The sequence below is a fragment of the Bradyrhizobium huanghuaihaiense genome (genome assembly GCF_007830635.1).
Lineage (GTDB): Bacteria > Pseudomonadota > Alphaproteobacteria > Rhizobiales > Xanthobacteraceae > Bradyrhizobium > Bradyrhizobium huanghuaihaiense.
In genome coordinates this window covers 353,161-368,849 of sequence record NZ_VLLA01000002.1, presented here as the reverse complement: position 1 = coordinate 368,849, position 15,689 = coordinate 353,161, and the positions used below count along the sequence as shown (strand labels likewise).

15 protein-coding genes are annotated in these 15,689 nt (G+C 65.7%); 9 read left to right on the top strand and 6 right to left on the bottom strand.

Features of this window, described 5'->3' with window-relative positions:
- Position 1: 1 nt before the first annotated feature.
- Positions 2-697 carry a hypothetical protein gene (locus IQ16_RS05665; RefSeq protein ID WP_018647973.1) on the bottom strand — a complete coding sequence of 232 codons (696 nt, stop codon included), beginning with the start codon at positions 695-697 and terminating at the stop codon, positions 2-4.
- On the bottom strand, positions 694-1,263 hold the full coding sequence (locus IQ16_RS05660; protein ID WP_018647974.1) for a sigma-70 family RNA polymerase sigma factor: 570 nt from the start codon (positions 1,261-1,263) through the stop codon (positions 694-696). The genes IQ16_RS05665 and IQ16_RS05660 overlap by 4 nt, the downstream gene beginning before the upstream one ends.
- 439 nt (positions 1,264-1,702) lie before the next feature.
- Between IQ16_RS05660 and IQ16_RS05655 the strand changes: the two genes are divergently transcribed.
- Positions 1,703-2,860, top strand: a complete 1,158-nt coding sequence (locus IQ16_RS05655; protein ID WP_018647975.1) for a GGDEF domain-containing protein — start codon at positions 1,703-1,705, stop codon at positions 2,858-2,860.
- Between the two features lie 62 nt (positions 2,861-2,922).
- Positions 2,923-4,023: a DUF2336 domain-containing protein gene (locus tag IQ16_RS05650; RefSeq protein WP_018647976.1), complete on the top strand. Its 1,101-nt coding sequence runs from the start codon at positions 2,923-2,925 to the stop codon at positions 4,021-4,023.
- 72 nt (positions 4,024-4,095) lie between these two features.
- Here IQ16_RS05650 and IQ16_RS05645 read toward each other — a convergent pair whose 3' ends face one another.
- On the bottom strand, positions 4,096-4,734 hold the full coding sequence (locus IQ16_RS05645) for an NrsF family protein (RefSeq protein WP_018647977.1): 639 nt from the start codon (positions 4,732-4,734) through the stop codon (positions 4,096-4,098).
- A 2-nt stretch (positions 4,735-4,736) separates the two neighbouring features.
- Complete coding sequence (locus IQ16_RS05640; RefSeq protein WP_018647978.1) at positions 4,737-5,282, bottom strand: sigma-70 family RNA polymerase sigma factor; 546 nt, start codon at positions 5,280-5,282, stop codon at positions 4,737-4,739.
- 290 nt (positions 5,283-5,572) lie between these two features.
- Between IQ16_RS05640 and IQ16_RS05635 the strand changes: the two genes are divergently transcribed.
- The 7 genes from IQ16_RS05635 (at position 5,573) to IQ16_RS05605 (ending at position 11,213) form a co-directional block, all read left to right on the top strand.
- Entirely contained in the window at positions 5,573-6,259 is a 687-nt protein-coding gene (locus IQ16_RS05635) for a hypothetical protein (RefSeq protein ID WP_018647979.1), read from the top strand.
- 157 nt (positions 6,260-6,416) lie between these two features.
- Positions 6,417-7,196: an enoyl-CoA hydratase gene (locus IQ16_RS05630; protein ID WP_018647980.1), complete on the top strand. Its 780-nt coding sequence runs from the start codon at positions 6,417-6,419 to the stop codon at positions 7,194-7,196.
- 188 nt (positions 7,197-7,384) lie between these two features.
- Positions 7,385-8,815: a TolC family outer membrane protein gene (locus tag IQ16_RS05625; RefSeq protein WP_018647981.1), complete on the top strand. Its 1,431-nt coding sequence runs from the start codon at positions 7,385-7,387 to the stop codon at positions 8,813-8,815.
- Between the two features lie 101 nt (positions 8,816-8,916).
- A complete protein-coding gene (locus IQ16_RS05620; protein ID WP_145831299.1) occupies positions 8,917-9,207 on the top strand; it encodes a type II toxin-antitoxin system RelE/ParE family toxin in 291 nt (96 codons plus the stop codon).
- Positions 9,207-9,557 (top strand): addiction module antidote protein, encoded by a 351-nt coding sequence (locus IQ16_RS05615; protein WP_018647983.1) that lies wholly within the window; start codon positions 9,207-9,209, stop codon positions 9,555-9,557. The genes IQ16_RS05620 and IQ16_RS05615 overlap by 1 nt, the downstream gene beginning before the upstream one ends.
- Positions 9,558-9,642: 85 nt before the next feature.
- Entirely contained in the window at positions 9,643-10,200 is a 558-nt protein-coding gene (locus IQ16_RS05610; protein WP_018647984.1) for a P-loop NTPase family protein, read from the top strand.
- Between the two features lie 50 nt (positions 10,201-10,250).
- Positions 10,251-11,213, top strand: a complete 963-nt coding sequence (locus IQ16_RS05605) for an amidohydrolase family protein (RefSeq protein ID WP_018647985.1) — start codon at positions 10,251-10,253, stop codon at positions 11,211-11,213.
- Positions 11,214-11,215: 2 nt separating this feature from the next.
- Here IQ16_RS05605 and IQ16_RS05600 read toward each other — a convergent pair whose 3' ends face one another.
- Complete coding sequence (locus IQ16_RS05600) at positions 11,216-14,332, bottom strand: efflux RND transporter permease subunit (RefSeq protein ID WP_018647986.1); 3,117 nt, start codon at positions 14,330-14,332, stop codon at positions 11,216-11,218.
- A gap of 37 nt (positions 14,333-14,369) precedes the next feature.
- On the bottom strand, positions 14,370-15,614 hold the full coding sequence (locus tag IQ16_RS05595; RefSeq protein ID WP_018647987.1) for an efflux RND transporter periplasmic adaptor subunit: 1,245 nt from the start codon (positions 15,612-15,614) through the stop codon (positions 14,370-14,372).
- Positions 15,615-15,689 lie beyond the last annotated feature (75 nt).

Here is a 15,689-nt window from a genome sequence, read left to right as displayed (position 1 = left end):
CCTACGGCGCCGCAACGGCGAGGTTGACGAACTTCTCGCGCTGCATCCTGGCGAGCAGCGCGGCGAGCTCGTCCTGGCTCATCGCCTTGTCGAACTGGAGGCGGAACATGCCGCCCTTGGCATCGCCGATGATCGACGCCTGGTAGCTGTCGAGCAAGGCGGTGATGTCGGCGACACGCGCCTCGGGCGTGAAGCGCACCAGGGCGCGAGCCGGTGCTGCGGATGCACCGAGTTCGCGCGTGATCGGCGCGCCGGTCGACAGCGAGGCGGTCTGGAAGGTCGCGGTCTGGGTCTTCATCAGCACCGCGCCGATGATGCCGGCCTGCAGCAGCAGCGCGATGGCGCCCAGGCTCGCCGACCAGGCCAGCGTCCGCGGCGACAGGCTCGCGAAGAAGGTCGCAATGCGCGCCGACAGCGGCAGCGAACCGACCGCACGCGCCGGCTCGGCATCGATCGCGGTAAACAGCTTCTGCATCGCGCGCGCCGACGGAGCCCCTAAGCTCTCGTTCAGATGGATGGTCTCTTCGTACTCGCCGCGGATCGCGGCATACTGCTTGGCGAGCTCCGGATCGCGCGCCAGCGCGTCCTCGACGCGGCGGGCATCGCGCGCGTTCAGCGTGCCGGCGGCGTGCCAGGGCAGCAGCAGTTCAATTTCACTGGGCTCTTGCTCCAGCATCTTCTTGCTCAAAGCCATCATGGCCAGCCTCGCTCAACGCCGGCTGCCTTTAGCAGTTCGGCCAGTTTCTTGCGCGCATAGAACAAGCGCGTCTTCACAGTGTTCTCCGGGATCCCGACGATTTCGGCGACTTCTTCCACGGACTTCTCGTGGTAGTAGACGAGATCGACGATTTCCCGATGTTCCGGCGAGAGGCCCGTCAGGCACTCCCGTAACGCTGCACTGGTATCCTTCTTCTGCACCACCGTTTCCGGATCGTCGGACTGGTCCTCGATCGCGTTCGCGGCGTCTTCGTCCAGTTCAAAATCCTTCCTGCGCCGAAGCGCCGAGAGGGCCTTGAATCGGGTGATTGCCAGCAGCCAGGTGGAAACGGCGGATCGGCCTTCAAACTTGCCGGCTTGACGCCAGACGTCGAGAAACACCTCGCTGATGAGGTCTTCCGCCGCCTGCTCGTCCCGCACGAGCCTCAGCCCGAACCTGTAGACCCTGACATGGTGCCGCCCGTACAGCACCTGCATGGCGAGCCGGTCGCCCTGAGCGATCCTGGCGATCAGGACCTCGTCCGAAGCCGCCTGTGTCACGCTCAAAGCTCGTCTCGCAAGGTTGGTCGGGTCGATGCGGCGGAGGGTTCGACGGGCGGTGCAAAATTGTTCAAGCTACCGCGATCGTACGGGGACCCGTGTGATCTGTCCCACATACATGTGCTTTTCTTGCCCCACCCGCGGCGGGCGCCCGCCTCAATCCAGATCGGTAACATAATACTGAAACACTTTCCTGCGGATTGCCTGCCCGGCACGGGCGGGCCGATCAAGTCCGGTTCCATAGCAGTCCTGCACGACGTATGTCTCACGAACCCCCGCTTTGGCTCGACCGCATCGCAAACGATGCCTAACCGCCGGCAAATTCCCCCGTCCGGCCAAGGTCATCCTGTTCCGCGCTGCACGCTTCGGATTCGATTTCCAAGGATACCAAACCTAAAGGCTTGCCACGTAGATTTTTGGGCTGACATCCACCATTGGCGGGACCATGAACACGGCCGCGACGTCGCTTCCCGAGAGGAATGCCGCTGAGGTCGCGGATCTCGTCCTCATGCCCGCGGCGGCGGCGCCGGCGGTCCGGGCGCGCCGGGCCTGGCAGCGCCGCCAGATGTATATCGGCCAGGTGGCAAGCTACTCGCTCGGCGCCTCCGTCCTGCTGCTCTACGCCTATGACGGCGTGATCTCGATCGACATTGCCTCGCTGTTCTGGGTCGGCGGCCTGCTGATCATCGGCACCTTCACCGTGCTGTCGGAGGCCGGCATCGGCGACAAATTCACCGACCATTATCTCACCGTTTTCCAGATCTCGGCGCATATGGCGCTGCAATTCGTATTCCTGCTGTCGGCCCCGACCATCGGCGTCGCCTTCATCAGCGTGCTGTTCCTGATCTTCGCCTTCGGCACGCTGCGCATGACCTCGGCCCAGGCGATGCTGACCTGGGCGCTTGCGACCGTCGGCCTTGCCGCCGTGTTCCTCGCCTCCGACCTGCCGATCGGCATGCCCGTTGCGACGAAGCTCCAGCGGACCGCCTCGATGCTGTGCTTCGTGCTGGTGATCGGCCAGTGCGCCTTCCTCGGCCTGTTCGGCGCCACGCTGCGCAAGATCCTGTATCAGCGCAGCATCGAGCTGAAGGCCGCCTATCAGCGCATCGAGGAACTGGCCGAGCTCGACGAGCTGACCGGCTCCTACAACCGCGGCTGCATCATGCGTCTGCTCGACGCCGAGATCGAAACGTCGCGGCGGACATCGAGGCCTTGCGCGATCGCGCTGATCGACCTCGACTGGTTCAAGCGCATCAACGACGCCCACGGCCATCCCGTCGGCGACGAGGTGCTGCGCACCTTCGCGATCACGATTTTCGCCAACATCCGTCCGGCCGACAGCTTCGGCCGCTACGGCGGCGAGGAATTCCTGCTGCTGCTGCCGGATACCGAAGGCGGCGCCGCCTCGCGCATGCTCGAGCGCCTGCGCCGCGTCGTCGCCGAGCTCGACTGGAGCGCATTTTCTCCGGGCATGCACGTGACGATTTCAGCGGGCGTCGTGACGCTTCGCGACAATGATACTGCCGACACGTTTCTCGCGCGCGCCGACAGCGCGCTTTATTCCGCCAAGGCGCAAGGGCGCAACCGCATCGTAACGAACTGACCAATCCATTTTCTCCCGGGGCGCCAGAGGCTCCACCGGACCGAACGCTCCAGGACAGGGCAATGAGATCCAAATCCGAGAAATCATCCGAGAATTTGCTTGAAGAATTGCAGGCCGCGCTCTCGCACGGCACCGTCGCGCGGCGAGTCGAGACATTGCGCCGCGTCACCGATCTCTTCGTGGGCAACGCGGCGGACTATTCCGACGACCACATTCGCGTGTTCGACGACGTGTTCGAATGCCTGATCGAGCAGATCGAGACGTCGGCCAGGGCGCTGCTTGCCGACCGCCTCGCACCGATCGCGGCCGCACCGCCCAAGATCATCCGCACGCTCGCGCTCGACGAGGTCATCGAGGTCGCAGGACCCGTGCTGACGAAATCGGAACGGCTGGACGAGGCGACGCTGATCCAGATCGCGCGCACGCGCGGCCAGGCCCATCTGAAGGCGATCTCGCTGCGGCGGGTTCTGTCGGAAGCGCTGACCGACGTGCTGGTGACGCGCGGCGACGAGGACGTCGTGCAATCGACCGTCAGCAATCCGGGCGCGCGGCTCTCCGAGGAAAGTCTCACCGACCTCGTCACGCGCGCCGAGCGCGACGACGGCCTCGCCACCTGCATCGGCCTGCGGCCCAGCCTGCCGCGCCATCACTACCTGAAGCTGGTTGCGAAGGCGTCCTTGAGCGTGCGCAGGAAGCTGGAGGCTGCGCATCCCGAGCTCGCGGACGAGGTATCGAGCGTGGTGCAGGAGGCGGCTCAGCGGGTCCGCGCCGCCGCCATGACCAGGCAAACGGAAATGGCGCGCGCGCTGGTGAAGTCGCTGCACGAGGACGGCCGCCTCAACGAATTCCAGGTCACCACATTCGCCGAACAGGGCAAGTTCGACGAGACCAATGCCGGGCTCGCCGCGCTCGCGGGCGTCGCGGTCGAGACCGCCGAGACCATGATGATCGAAAGCCGCACCGAGGGCGTGATGATCCTCGCCAAGGTCGCGGGCATGCAATGGTCGAGCGTGCGCGCGATCATCGCCATGCGCGAGAAACTGGCAGGCGGCGCGACGGCGGACATGCTGGCGCTGCGCGACACCTACGAGGCCCTGCGCAGCTCCACCGCGCAGCAGGTGCTGCGCTTCCACCGCATGCAGGGCGCAACGCCGGCGGCTTGAGGCCGCCGGGTCGGTTCTTGTTTTGACGCGTTTTCTTTATGCGAACCGGTATCCACTTCGCTCGAAAACGCTCTAATACCGCAAAACCCTGGAGCCGATCGCCGCGCCGATCACGGTCACCACCGCAGTCGCGATCGTGTACCAGGTCGCGACGAACAGCGGTGAATCGTCGGTGCAGTGCGAGGCATAGAGCGTCGCGGCAAGTCCGGCCGAGACCAGGCCGGCGAGTGCACCGGCAAGCGCAGGGCGCGACGGCGCGCCGTGGCGAAGGCCGATCAGCGCCCCCGCAAGCAGCGGCAGCGACATCGCGGGGATCGCCATCAGGCAAGTCCTGGAGTTCTTGCCCATCAGCCGCATCGTCATCGGCATGGCAGGCGCCATCATCGCCTCGCTGCCGATCGCAACTGCAAGCAGGCCGACGGGGAGCAGCAACAGCCAGCCCCAGCCGCGCAGCAGGGCTTCTGGCCGCGACAGATGCAGGCTGACGATGATCGCGGGAATCGCGAGCGACAGCGTCACCGCGAACTTCATGTCGAAGAACGGATTGCCCATCGCGCTCATCACGTCGGCGCGCACACCGAGGAAGGTCGCGAAGATCAGGATCGACAGCGGCGCGGCCACCAGCAGCGCCATCGTCAGCACGGCGCCGACGCGCGGCGCGCGATGGGCGTTGTCGGCCGCGAGCGAGCGAATGAGTTGATCGGTATCCATGACTAGTGGTCCCGCAGTTTGGCAGTCAGTGCGGCAAGGCCGCGGTGCAGCGCGACCCGCACGGCACCTTCGCTCATCGAGAACTTCGCCGCCGTGTCCTTGATCGAGGCGGCCTCGACCGCGATCGACTGCAGCACGTCGCGCTGGCGCTGCGGCAGCGCGCCCAGCTGCGCCGCAACCTCGCCCGCGGAAGCCGTCTCCTGCGGCGCCTCGCCCGGCAGCGTCTCGGCGAAATCGTCGATGTTGACGAAGACGCGCCTGCCGCGGCGCCTGAGCGCATCGATCAGCTTGTTGCGGGCGATCGCGAACAGCCAGGGCGCGAAGGGCGCTTCGCTGTCCCAGGTGTGCCGCTTCAGGTGCACCGCCAACAAAATCTCCTGCACGATATCCTCGGCCTGGTCGGGAGGCTGCCCGGCCCGCGCCAGGCCGCGCCTCGCGGCAGCGCGCAGCACCGGCGTGACCGCCTTCAACAGGCGATGATACGCCGCATCATCGCCTGCCATGGCCGACCGCATCAGGCCGGTCCATTCGTCCTCACGTCCGCGCACGCGCGCCCCTCACCATGCAATTCGGCCGCTCTTTCAATTTGTTACGCCGGACCCGTACGATCACGAACTCGTGATCGACACTGAGAACCGGTGCTCCGATGCGGCCGCGAAAACTCGCGACGGCTCATAACACCGATCGGTCCCGTCCGCACCCGGCGGCCGGCCGCAACGGACGGCCTGCCCCGCTTTCGCCCCGTGTGGCCCGAAGATTCCCCTTTTCTGCCCCGCTGTCGTCACCTCGCGGCGTCTCTGTTCGGTCCCGGGGAGGGGTGAATTGGGGAGATCGTCACATGATGAATACCAGCGGGCGCGCTGCCCTGATTCTTCTTGCCGGGCTTTTCCTGCTGTTCGGAGGCGCTGCACAGGCGGCGCCAGCCTCGACCGCGAGCAGCCAATCGGACAGCGCGGGCAAACAGGCCGATGCAGTCAAACCGAGCAAGCACCGGCACCAGTCTTCTCGCCGCACCAGCAGCAAGACGGCGCAAAAGTCCTCCGGCGACAAGGCCGACAGCAAGGACACCGCGGCCAAGGCCGGCGAGGCCAAGACCGGCGACAAGACTGCCGACAAGGCCGATAGCGGCCTGCCCGCCTGGAGCCAGATGCCGCAGGAGGTCGCCAACGCCAATGCGCAGTTTGCCGCCGCCGATACGCCGCCCGCGGCTGCGGCCTCCGCCATGACCGGCCGCGCCAACGACAACGTCCAGGCCGCAGCCGATAATACCGCGGCCCCGACTGCCGAGAGCCAGATCGTCGCCCCCGACCAGCCGAACGATCTCGACCGCGCCGCGCAACAGGACAATCCGCCCGCCCAGAAGGCGGTGCTTGCCGCAACCGAGGCGCAGCCGCGTCCCGCGCCGGTGATGGCCAGCAGCCATCAGAGCTCGGCCTGGGACCAGAGCTCCCTGATCGGCAAGATCTTCATCGGCGTCGGCACGCTGCTGACCTTGGCGTCCGCAGCGCGCATGTTCATGGCCTAAGTTTCCCGGCCTAAGTTTCTGGCCTAAGTTTCCTGGCCTGGAACGCGCGACTTGCAGCGTGTTCCGGGCCGCCTTGTTCCGAAGGCTTCCTTGGGCTCTTGAAGCCCACCGCGCCAGCAGGCACATTGCCCGCCCAATCAAAAAGCGTGGGTGGAGCATGAGCACGTTCGAACACATCATCGTCGAAGGCAAAGGCGCGGTCGGCATCATCAAGCTGAACCGGCCGAAGATGCTCAATGCGCTCTCCTTCGGCGTCTTCCGCGAGATCGCCGCGGCGGTCGACGATCTCGAGGCCGATGATGCCATCGGCTGCATCGTCGTGACCGGCAGCGAGAAGGCCTTTGCCGCCGGCGCCGACATCAAGGAGATGCAGCCGAAGGGTTTCATCGACATGTTCTCCGAAGACTTCGCCGCGATCGGCGGCGACCGCGTCGCGCGCTGCCGCAAGCCGACCATCGCCGCGGTCGCGGGTTACGCGCTCGGCGGCGGCTGCGAGCTCGCCATGATGTGCGACTTCATCATCGCCGCCGACACCGCCAAGTTCGGCCAGCCCGAAATCACCCTCGGCACCATTCCCGGCATCGGCGGCACCCAGCGCCTGACCCGCGCCATCGGCAAGTCCAAGGCGATGGACCTCTGCCTCACCGGGCGGATGATGGATGCAGCCGAAGCCGAGCGCTCGGGCCTCGTCAGCCGCATCGTCGCCGCGGACAAGCTGATGGACGAGGTCATGGCCGCCGCCGAGAAGATCGCCTCGATGTCGCGCCCGGCAGCCGCGATGGCCAAGGAGGCGGTCAACCGCGCCTTCGAGACGACGCTTGCCGAGGGCATGAGCGTCGAGCGCAACCTGTTCCACTCGACCTTCGCACTCGAAGACCGCTCCGAGGGAATGGCGGCGTTCATCGAGAAGCGCAAGCCGGTGAACAAGAACCGGTGACGCGAGCGAGCGGTCAGGCTGGTGTAAGGCTCTGGCGTCTTTTCGCAAAAATGCTGTGACGCACCTGCAACAAGCACGGAATAGATGGGAGTTTTCCCCGCGGCAGTTTGCCTGCGCGACCCCGGCTGGTTAAACAGTTAAGAGGCCACCGTCGGCGGGGGCGGACAGCCGGGGTTTAGCGGGATTACATGATTGGGCGTGCCGCCAGAGCTGGTCGCGTGATGACGCGGCGTCGATCGGGCGTGGGTCCTGTGCTTGCGACATGGACCACGCTGGCGCTCTCGTGCGCCCTGCCCTCGGCCGCAACTGCCGAGGCCCTGCCGGAGGCATTGGCAAAAGCCTACCAGACCAACCCGCAGCTCAATGCCGAGCGCGCGCGCCAGCGCGCGACCGACGAGAACGTGCCGCAGGCGCTCGCCGGCTACCGGCCGCAGCTCGTGGCGAGCCTCAGCGCCGGCCTGCAATCGGTGCGCAACCTCTTGCCCAACAACACGATCCAGACCGCCGATCTGAAGCCGTGGGTCATCGGCGTCACGGTGACGCAGACCCTGTTCAACGGCTTCCGCACCGCCAACAATGTGCGGGCCGCCGAGCTCCAGGTGCAGTCGGGCCGCGAGGCGCTGCGCAATGTCGGCCAGGGCGTGCTGCTCGACGCCGTCACCGCCTATACCAACGTGCTGGCAAACCAGTCGCTGGTCGAGGCGCAGCGCTCCAACGTGGCTTTCCTGCGCGAGACCCTCGCGGTCACGCAGCGCCGCCTCAATGCCGGCGACGTCACGCCGACCGACAGCGCGCAAGCCGAGGCCCGCCTCAACCGCGGTCTCGCCGACCTCAATGCCGCCGAGGTCGCGCTTGCGGTCAGCCAGGCGACCTATGCCCAGGTGATCGGCAACGCGCCGTCCCAGCTCAAGCCCGCTGAGGTCGTCGACCGCTATCTGCCGAAGAGCCGCGAGGATGCGCTCTCGATGGCGATCCGCCAGCACCCGGCAGTGATGGCCGCAGGTTTCGACGTCGACGTCGCCTCCACAAACATCCGCGTCGCCGAGGGCGCGCTGCTGCCGAGCGCCAGCGTCCAGGGCAGCGCCAGCAAGAGCCGCAACAACGACCCGACGCTCGGAACCTTCGCCGAGGACCAGGCCTCGATCGTCGCCAATGTCACCGTGCCGATCTATGACGGCGGCCAGGCCGCCGCGCAGACCCGGCAGGCCAAGGAGGTCACGGCACAGAGCCGGCTCGTGCTCGACCAGGTGCGCAACCAGGCGCGCACGGCGGCGGTCAGCGCCTGGGTCGCCAATGAAGGCGCCAAGATCGCGGTCTCGGCCTCGGAGTCCGAGGTGAAGGCGGCAACCGTCGCGCTCCAAGGCGTGCAGCGCGAAGCCGCCGGCGGACAGCGCACGACCGTGGACGTGCTGAACTCGCAGGCCGATTTGATCCAGGCGAAGGCCCGCCTGATCGGCGCACTGCGCGACCGCGTGATTGCCTCCTACACGCTGCTCAGCGCCGTCGGGCACCTCGACGTCAAGACCTTGAACCTGAACACCCCGGACTATCTGCCCGAGGTTCACTACCAGCAGGTCCGCGACGCCTGGCACGGCCTGCGCACGCCGTCGGGGCAGTAGGCGTCCCACAGCGCCTCCAAAGCTCTCTGCACCGCTCGCCATCTCGATGCGCCGCGCGGCCTCTTTGACATTCTGTAGCCCATGAGCTACAATCTCGCTTCATGGTCGAGGTGAGGCAGACTGAGCATTTCTCGGAGTGGCTGAGCCGCCTCAGGGACGCCAGCGCGGTAGCCAGGATCACCGTCCGGATTCGCCGCATGGAGATGGGCAATCCCGGTGACAGCAAGAGCGTCGGCCGCAACATCCGGGAAATGCGCATCGATTACGGCCCGGGCTACCGGATTTACTATGTACGGCGCGGCGCGCAGATCGTGATCCTGCTGTGTGGCGGCGACAAGCGCACACAACGACAAGACATCGAGCTAGCCCAGCAACTGGCGGAGACATCGTGATGCCAAAGGCAGCAAAAACGACGGCCAAAACGGCATCCAAGACGACGCGTTTCGACGCCGCCGACTATCTCAACACCGAAGAGCGTCAGGCCGCCTATATCGCAGCGGCCCTCGAAACCGGCGACGCCGATTTCGTGCGTGACGCGCTTGGCCTCGTCGCGCGTGCGCGCGGCATGAGTGCGATCGCGAAGAAAGCCGGCTTGAACCGCGAGAGCCTGTACAAGGCCCTTGGAGAGACCGGAAATCCCGAGTTCGGCACGGTCATGCGCATTGTCGGAGCGTTGGGCCTGACACTATCAGCCCAACCCGCGACAAGCGGACGAACGCCAAAGCGCCGTCGCGCCGCTTGAGGGAACGCGCCACGGTCCGGCGCTCCAAAACGTCGTGGTCGCCGTCACCGCCCACCAAACCGGTTCGAGCCCTCGAGATGGGAATATGAAAAGCCGCCGCATCCATCTGATGGGAGCTTCGGGCTCCGGCGTGACGACGCTCGGCCGGGCGCTGGCGGGCGAGCTTGCGCTGCCACATCACGACAGCGACGACTATTTCTGGCTGCCGACCGTGCCGCCCTACCAGACGACGCGCTCCGCCGCCGATCGCCTGCGCCTGATGCGCGAGATGTTTCTGCCGCGTCTCGACTGGGTGCTGAGCGGAACCGTCACCGGCTGGGGCGACGAGTTCGTCCCGCTCTTCGATCTGGTCGTGTACGTGACCACGCCGCGCGAGCTTCGCATGCGGCGCCTGCGCGCCCGCGAGGCTGCCCATTTCGGCGCTGATGCCGTCGCGCCGGGCGGCTGGCGCCATGATGAGACTGAATCTTTTGTCGAATGGGCCTCCCATTACGAAGCCGGCGATCGCGAGGGCCGCAGTCTCGCAAAAGATGAAGCATGGCTCGCGGGCCTGCCCTGCCCGGTCGTGCGCGTCGACGGCTCACGTCTGCTTGCGGACCTTGTCGAGCAGCTATGCAACGAAGCGCAGCTTCTGTCCGGCTGATGTGATACCGTCCCGGCACACTGCCAAATAAAACAACCAGGGAGAGAACCGTGCTCAACCGACGCAGCGTCCTGCTTGCCTCCCTTGCCGCCGGAGTAGCCATGACCAACAGAGCCCACGCCCGCGCGGCGCAGCCTGCGACGCCGGTGAATTTCGACGTCCCCGCGCATGCCTGCGACTGCCACACTCACATTCATGGCGATGTCGAGAAGTTCCCGTTCTTCGCCGGGCGCGTCTACACGCCCGAGCCGGCAAGCCCTGAAGAAATGGCTGCACTGCACAAGGCGCTGCATATGGAACGCGTGGTGATCGTCACCCCCAGTGTCTACGGCACCGACAATTCGGCGACCTTGTTCGGCATGAAGGCGCGCGGCGCCAATGCGCGCGGCGTCGCCGTGATCGACGACAAGACGACCGAGGCGCAGCTCGATGCGATGCAGGCGGACGGTTTCCGCGGCATGCGCCTCAATCTCGCAACCGGCGGCGTCAACGACCCCAATGTCGGCAGGTCACGCTTCACCACCGCCGTCGAGCGCATGAAGGCGCGCGGCTGGCACGTGCAGCTCTACACCACGCTTCCCATGATCTCGGCGATCAAGGACCTCGTCGAGAGCGCGCCGGTACCTGTCGTGTTCGACCATTTCGGCGGGCTGGAAGCTTCGCTCGGCCTGGAGCAGCCGGGTTTCTCCGATCTCGCTGCGCTGGTGAAGTCCGGCAAGGCCTATGCGAAGATCTCCGGCGCCTATCGCTCGTCGAAGCTCGCGCCGGATTATCAGGACATCGTGCCGTTCGCGCGGGCGCTGATCGCGGCCAACCCGGACCGCATCGTCTGGGGCACCGATTGGCCGCATCCGGATTCGAGCCGTGTTGAGGGACGCAAAGCCACCGACATCGCCCCGCTCTACCAGATCGACGACGCCCGCCTGCTCAATCAGCTTCCGGTGTGGGCGCCGGATGCGGATGTGCGCAAGAAGATTTTGGTCGACAATCCGGCGCGGCTCTACGGTTTCTAACGTCAGCGCGCGCGGCGGGAGAAGAAGGAGATCAGCACCGGCAGCGTCACCAGGATCACGACCGGCGCCAGCATCATGCCGGTGACGACGACGACCGCGAGCGGCTTCTGCACCTGGGAGCCGATGCCTTCGGACAGCGCCGCCGGCAGCAGGCCGACGCCCGCGACGACGCAGGTCATCAGCACGGGCCGGAGCTGCAGCTCGCCGGTGCGGATCACCGCGCTCATGCGGTCCATGCCCTCTTCGATCAGCTGGTTGAACTGCGACAGGATGATGATGCCGTCCATGACCGCGATGCCGAACAGCGCGATGAAGCCGATCGCCGCAGACACGCTGAACGCAGTGCCGGTAATCAGCAGCCCCAGCACGCCACCGAAGATCGCCATGGGGATCACGCTCATCGCGAGCAGCGTATCGGTCATCGAGCCGAAATTGAACCAGAGCAGGACGCCGATCAGCCCCAGCGAGATCGGCACCACGATCGACAGCCGCCGGATCGCGTCCTGGAGATTGCCGAACTCGCCGACCCATTCCATGTGCGAGCCCGGGGGCAACTGCACCTGGTCGGCGATCTTCTGCTGCGCCTCGCGGATCGCGCTGCCGAGGTCGCGCTCGCGCACCGAGAACTTGATCGGCAGATAGCGTTCCTGCTGCTCGCGATAGATATAAGCCGCGCCCGAGACAAGGCTGATGGTGGCGACCTCGCTGAGCGGAATCTGCGTGACGGTACCGTTCGGCCCGGGCGCGCCGATGCGCAAATTCTGGATCGCCTCGGCACTCCTGCGGAATTCCGGCGCAAGGCGAACGATGATCGGGAAGTGGCGGTCGCTCCCCGGCTCGTAGAGATCGCCGGCGGTGTCACCGCCGATCGCGACCTTGATGGTGGCGTTGATGTCGCCGGGCGCGAGCCCGTAGCGCGCGGCCTTGGCGCGATCGATGTCGATCTGGACGGTCGGCTGGCCGAGCGAGGTGAACACCGCAAGGTCGGTGACACCCTGCACGGTCGACAGCACCTGCTTGATCTTGTTGGCGGTGTCGGTGAGCGCCTGCAGATCGCTGCCGAACAGCTTGATCGAGTTCTCGCCCTTCACGCCGGAGACGGCTTCGGAGACGTTGTCCTGCAGATATTGCGAGAAGTTGAACTCGACGCCGGGGAAGCGGTCGTCGAGCTGCTTGAGCAGTTCCGCGGTCAGCTCTTCCTTGTCGCGCGTGCCCGGCCATTGGCTGACGGGCTTGAGCGGCGCGAAGAACTCGGCGTTGAAGAAGCCGGCGGCGTCGGTGCCGTCGTCGGGGCGGCCGTGCTGCGACACCACGGATTCCACCTCGGGCCGGGCCCGGATCACCTTGCGCATCTCGTTGACGTAGCTGTTGCCTTCCTGGAGCGAGATGGTCGGCGGCAGCGTGGCGCGGATCCAGAGATTGCCCTCTTCCAGCTTCGGCAGGAATTCGAGGCCGAGCAGGCGGCCCAGCGCCACCGTCATCACCACGAGGCCGATCGCGCCGCCAAGCACGATGCTGCGGTTGGCCACGGCCCAGTTCAGCACCGGCATGTAGATCCGGTGCAGGATCAGCATGACCTTGGTCTCGGTCTCCTCGACATGCGCGGGCAGGATGATGGCGGACAGCGCAGGCGTGACGGTGAAGGTGGCAAGCAGGCCGCCGGCCAGCGCGTAGGCATAGGTGCGCGCCATCGGCCCGAAGATGTTGCCCTCGACGCCGGACAGCGTGAACAGCGGCAGGAAGGCCGCGATGATGATCGCGGCGGCAAAGAAGATCGAGCGCGAGACGTCGGCGGCCGCGCTGAGGATCGCGTGGCTCTTCATGCCGAACAGCGTCTCGTTCGACATATGCTCGTGTTCCGACACCGGCGTCGTCTGCGTCAGGCGGCGGAAGATCGCCTCCACCATGATGACGGTGGCATCGACGATCAGGCCGAAGTCGATCGCGCCGACCGACAGCAGGTTCGCCGATTCCCCGCGCAGCACCAGGATGATCACGGCGAAGAACAGCGCGAACGGAATGGTGGCGCCGACGATCAGCGCGCTGCGGAGGTCACCGAGGAAGATCCATTGCAACAGCACGATCAGCAGGATGCCGACCACCATGTTGTGCAGCACGGTGTGAGTGGTGAGCTCGATCAGGTCGCCGCGATCGTAGATGCGCTCGATGCGCACACCGGGCGGCAGGATGCTGGAGTTGTTGATGGTCTGAACCAGCTGGTGAACGCGCTTGATGGTCGGCGAGCTCTGCTCGCCGCGGCGCATCAGGACGATGCCCTGCACGATGTCGTCGGAATCATCGAGGCCGGCGATGCCGAGACGGGGCCGTTGCCCCACGGTGACGGTAGCGACGTCCTTGACCAGCACCGGGTTGCCGTTGGTCTGCGAGACCATGGTGTTGGCGAGATCGTCGATCGAGCGGATCAGGCCGACGCCGCGCACCACGGCCGACTGCTGGCCGATATTGACGGTGTTGCCGCCGACATTGACGTTGGAATTGCCGACCGCCTGGAGCAGCTGCGGCAGCGTCAGGCCGTTGGCGACGAGCTTGTTGAAATCGACCTGGAGCTCGTAGGTCTTGCTCTTGCCGCCCCATCCGGTGACGTCGATCACGCCGGGCACGGCGCGGAAGCGGCGCTGCAGAATCCAGTCCTGGATGGTCTTGAGATCGAGCACGCTGTAGTTCGGCGGGCCGACCAGGCGGTAGCGGAAGATTTCGCCGATCGGGCTGAGCGGCGAGATCTGCGGCTGCACATTGCCCGGCAGCGGCGCGAGCTGCGCCAGGCGGTTCAGGACCTGCTGCAACGCCTCGTCATAGGTATAGGCGAAGGAGAACTGAATTTTGACGTCGGAGAGACCATAGAGCGAGATGGTGCGGATGGTGCTGATGTTCTTCAGGCCCGCGACCTGGGTCTCGATCGGGATCGTGATGTAACGCTCGATTTCCTCGGCCGACAGACCCGGGCTCTGCGTCACGATGTCGACCATCGGCGGGGTCGGGTCGGGATAGGCCTCGATATTGAGCTGGTTGAACGCGATCAGGCCGCCGATCAGCACAGCCACGAACATGCCGACCATCAGGTAGCGCCGGTTGACGGCAAGGGCGACGAGGCGATCCATTCAGGTCTTCAGCTTGTCTTGTTTCTTGGGTCGTCGATCAGCTGCCGGACGCCGCGCGGTCGATGAACAGGCTGCCCTTGACGACGATCTGCTCGCCGGGCTTCAGGTTGCTGGTGACCTCGACGAGATTGCCGTTGATGAGGCCGATCTTGATCTCGCGCAGCTCGACCGACTTGTCCTCGCGCGCGACCCAGAGACGGACCTTGTCGGCTTCGTAGATCAGAGCCTGCTTGGGCACCGCCGGCGCGGCACGGTCGCCGGCCGAATAGATCGTGACGTTGGCGAACATCTCCGGCTTGAGCAGGCCGTCCTTGTTGTCGATGGTGGCGCGGACCAAGAGGCGGCGGGTGGTCGGATCGATCGCCGCGGCCACGTAGTTGATCTTCGCGGTGAGCGGGCGGCCCGGCAGCGCCATCACGTTGACGGTGATGTCCTGGCCGATGCACACCGCGGCCGCATCGCTCTCGCGCACGAAGGCGGTGAGCCAGACCGTCGAGAGATCGCCGATCACGAACACCGGATCGCTGGCGCCGGAATTGACGTACTGGCCCGGGCCGATCTTGCGCTGCACGACGGTGCCGGAGATCGGCGAGTAGATCGTGATCTCCCGATTGATGGTGCCCTTGTCCTGGAACGCCTTGATGGTGTCGTCGGTGAAGCCGAGGATGCGCAGCTTGTTGCGCGCGGCCTCCAGCGCCGTCACCGAGGAGCGCATGTCGTTCTGCGCCTGGACCTGGGTCGCTTCCGCCTGCTGATAGTCCTTCAGCGGGATGGCGTGGCCCTCATAGAGGTCCTTGGCGCGCTTGAACTGGATGTCGGCGAGATCGATCGCAGACTTCGCCTTGTTCTGCGCAGTCATCGCGGCGATGAAATCGTTCTGGGCCTGCACGGTGTCGGCGGCCTCGATTGTGAACAGCGGTTGACCTTGTGTCAGGGTCTCGCCGGGCTTGGCGAGCAGCTTGGTGACCCTGCCCGCATAAGGCGAGAACACCGGCGTCGAGCGATCCTCATCGACCGCGACCTTGCCCTCGGTGACATATTCGGCCCGGAAGGTCTTGGCCTTGACCGGCTCGATCGTCAGCGTCGCCCACTCGGACGGCGTCGGCGTGAAATTCTGCGCATTCCTGCGCGACTGGCTGGAAATCTCGGAGTGGCTCTTCTCCTTGGCGCCCGCGCGGAGAAAGCCGTAGGCCCCACCGCCGGCAAGAGCTAGTAAAACTACGGATGTGACCACCCGCTGTTTTGTAAGCACCTGCAATCGCTTGGTATTTTCAACTACCATAGGGCCCGGTCTTGTCTGCGACGATGTCGGCAAACGATAGCCTCATCGGTCGCGCTAATAGTGCCGAATTGAGAG

What these genes read in the sequence shown, in the direction of transcription:
- IQ16_RS05665 (WP_018647973.1), bottom strand. Translation starts at nt 697, where the DNA reads ATGATGGCTTTGAGCAAGAAGATGCTGGAGCAAGAGCCCAGTGAAATT.
- IQ16_RS05655 (WP_018647975.1), top strand. Translation starts at nt 1,703, where the DNA reads ATGAACACGGCCGCGACGTCGCTTCCCGAGAGGAATGCCGCTGAGGTC.
- IQ16_RS05650 (WP_018647976.1), top strand. Translation starts at nt 2,923, where the DNA reads ATGAGATCCAAATCCGAGAAATCATCCGAGAATTTGCTTGAAGAATTG.
- IQ16_RS05645 (WP_018647977.1), bottom strand. Translation starts at nt 4,734, where the DNA reads ATGGATACCGATCAACTCATTCGCTCGCTCGCGGCCGACAACGCCCAT.
- IQ16_RS05635 (WP_018647979.1), top strand. Translation starts at nt 5,573, where the DNA reads ATGATGAATACCAGCGGGCGCGCTGCCCTGATTCTTCTTGCCGGGCTT.
- IQ16_RS05630 (WP_018647980.1), top strand. Translation starts at nt 6,417, where the DNA reads ATGAGCACGTTCGAACACATCATCGTCGAAGGCAAAGGCGCGGTCGGC.
- IQ16_RS05625 (WP_018647981.1), top strand. Translation starts at nt 7,385, where the DNA reads ATGATTGGGCGTGCCGCCAGAGCTGGTCGCGTGATGACGCGGCGTCGA.
- IQ16_RS05620 (WP_145831299.1), top strand. Translation starts at nt 8,917, where the DNA reads ATGGTCGAGGTGAGGCAGACTGAGCATTTCTCGGAGTGGCTGAGCCGC.
- IQ16_RS05615 (WP_018647983.1), top strand. Translation starts at nt 9,207, where the DNA reads ATGCCAAAGGCAGCAAAAACGACGGCCAAAACGGCATCCAAGACGACG.
- IQ16_RS05610 (WP_018647984.1), top strand. Translation starts at nt 9,643, where the DNA reads ATGAAAAGCCGCCGCATCCATCTGATGGGAGCTTCGGGCTCCGGCGTG.
- IQ16_RS05600 (WP_018647986.1), bottom strand. Translation starts at nt 14,332, where the DNA reads ATGGATCGCCTCGTCGCCCTTGCCGTCAACCGGCGCTACCTGATGGTC.
- IQ16_RS05595 (WP_018647987.1), bottom strand. Translation starts at nt 15,614, where the DNA reads ATGGTAGTTGAAAATACCAAGCGATTGCAGGTGCTTACAAAACAGCGG.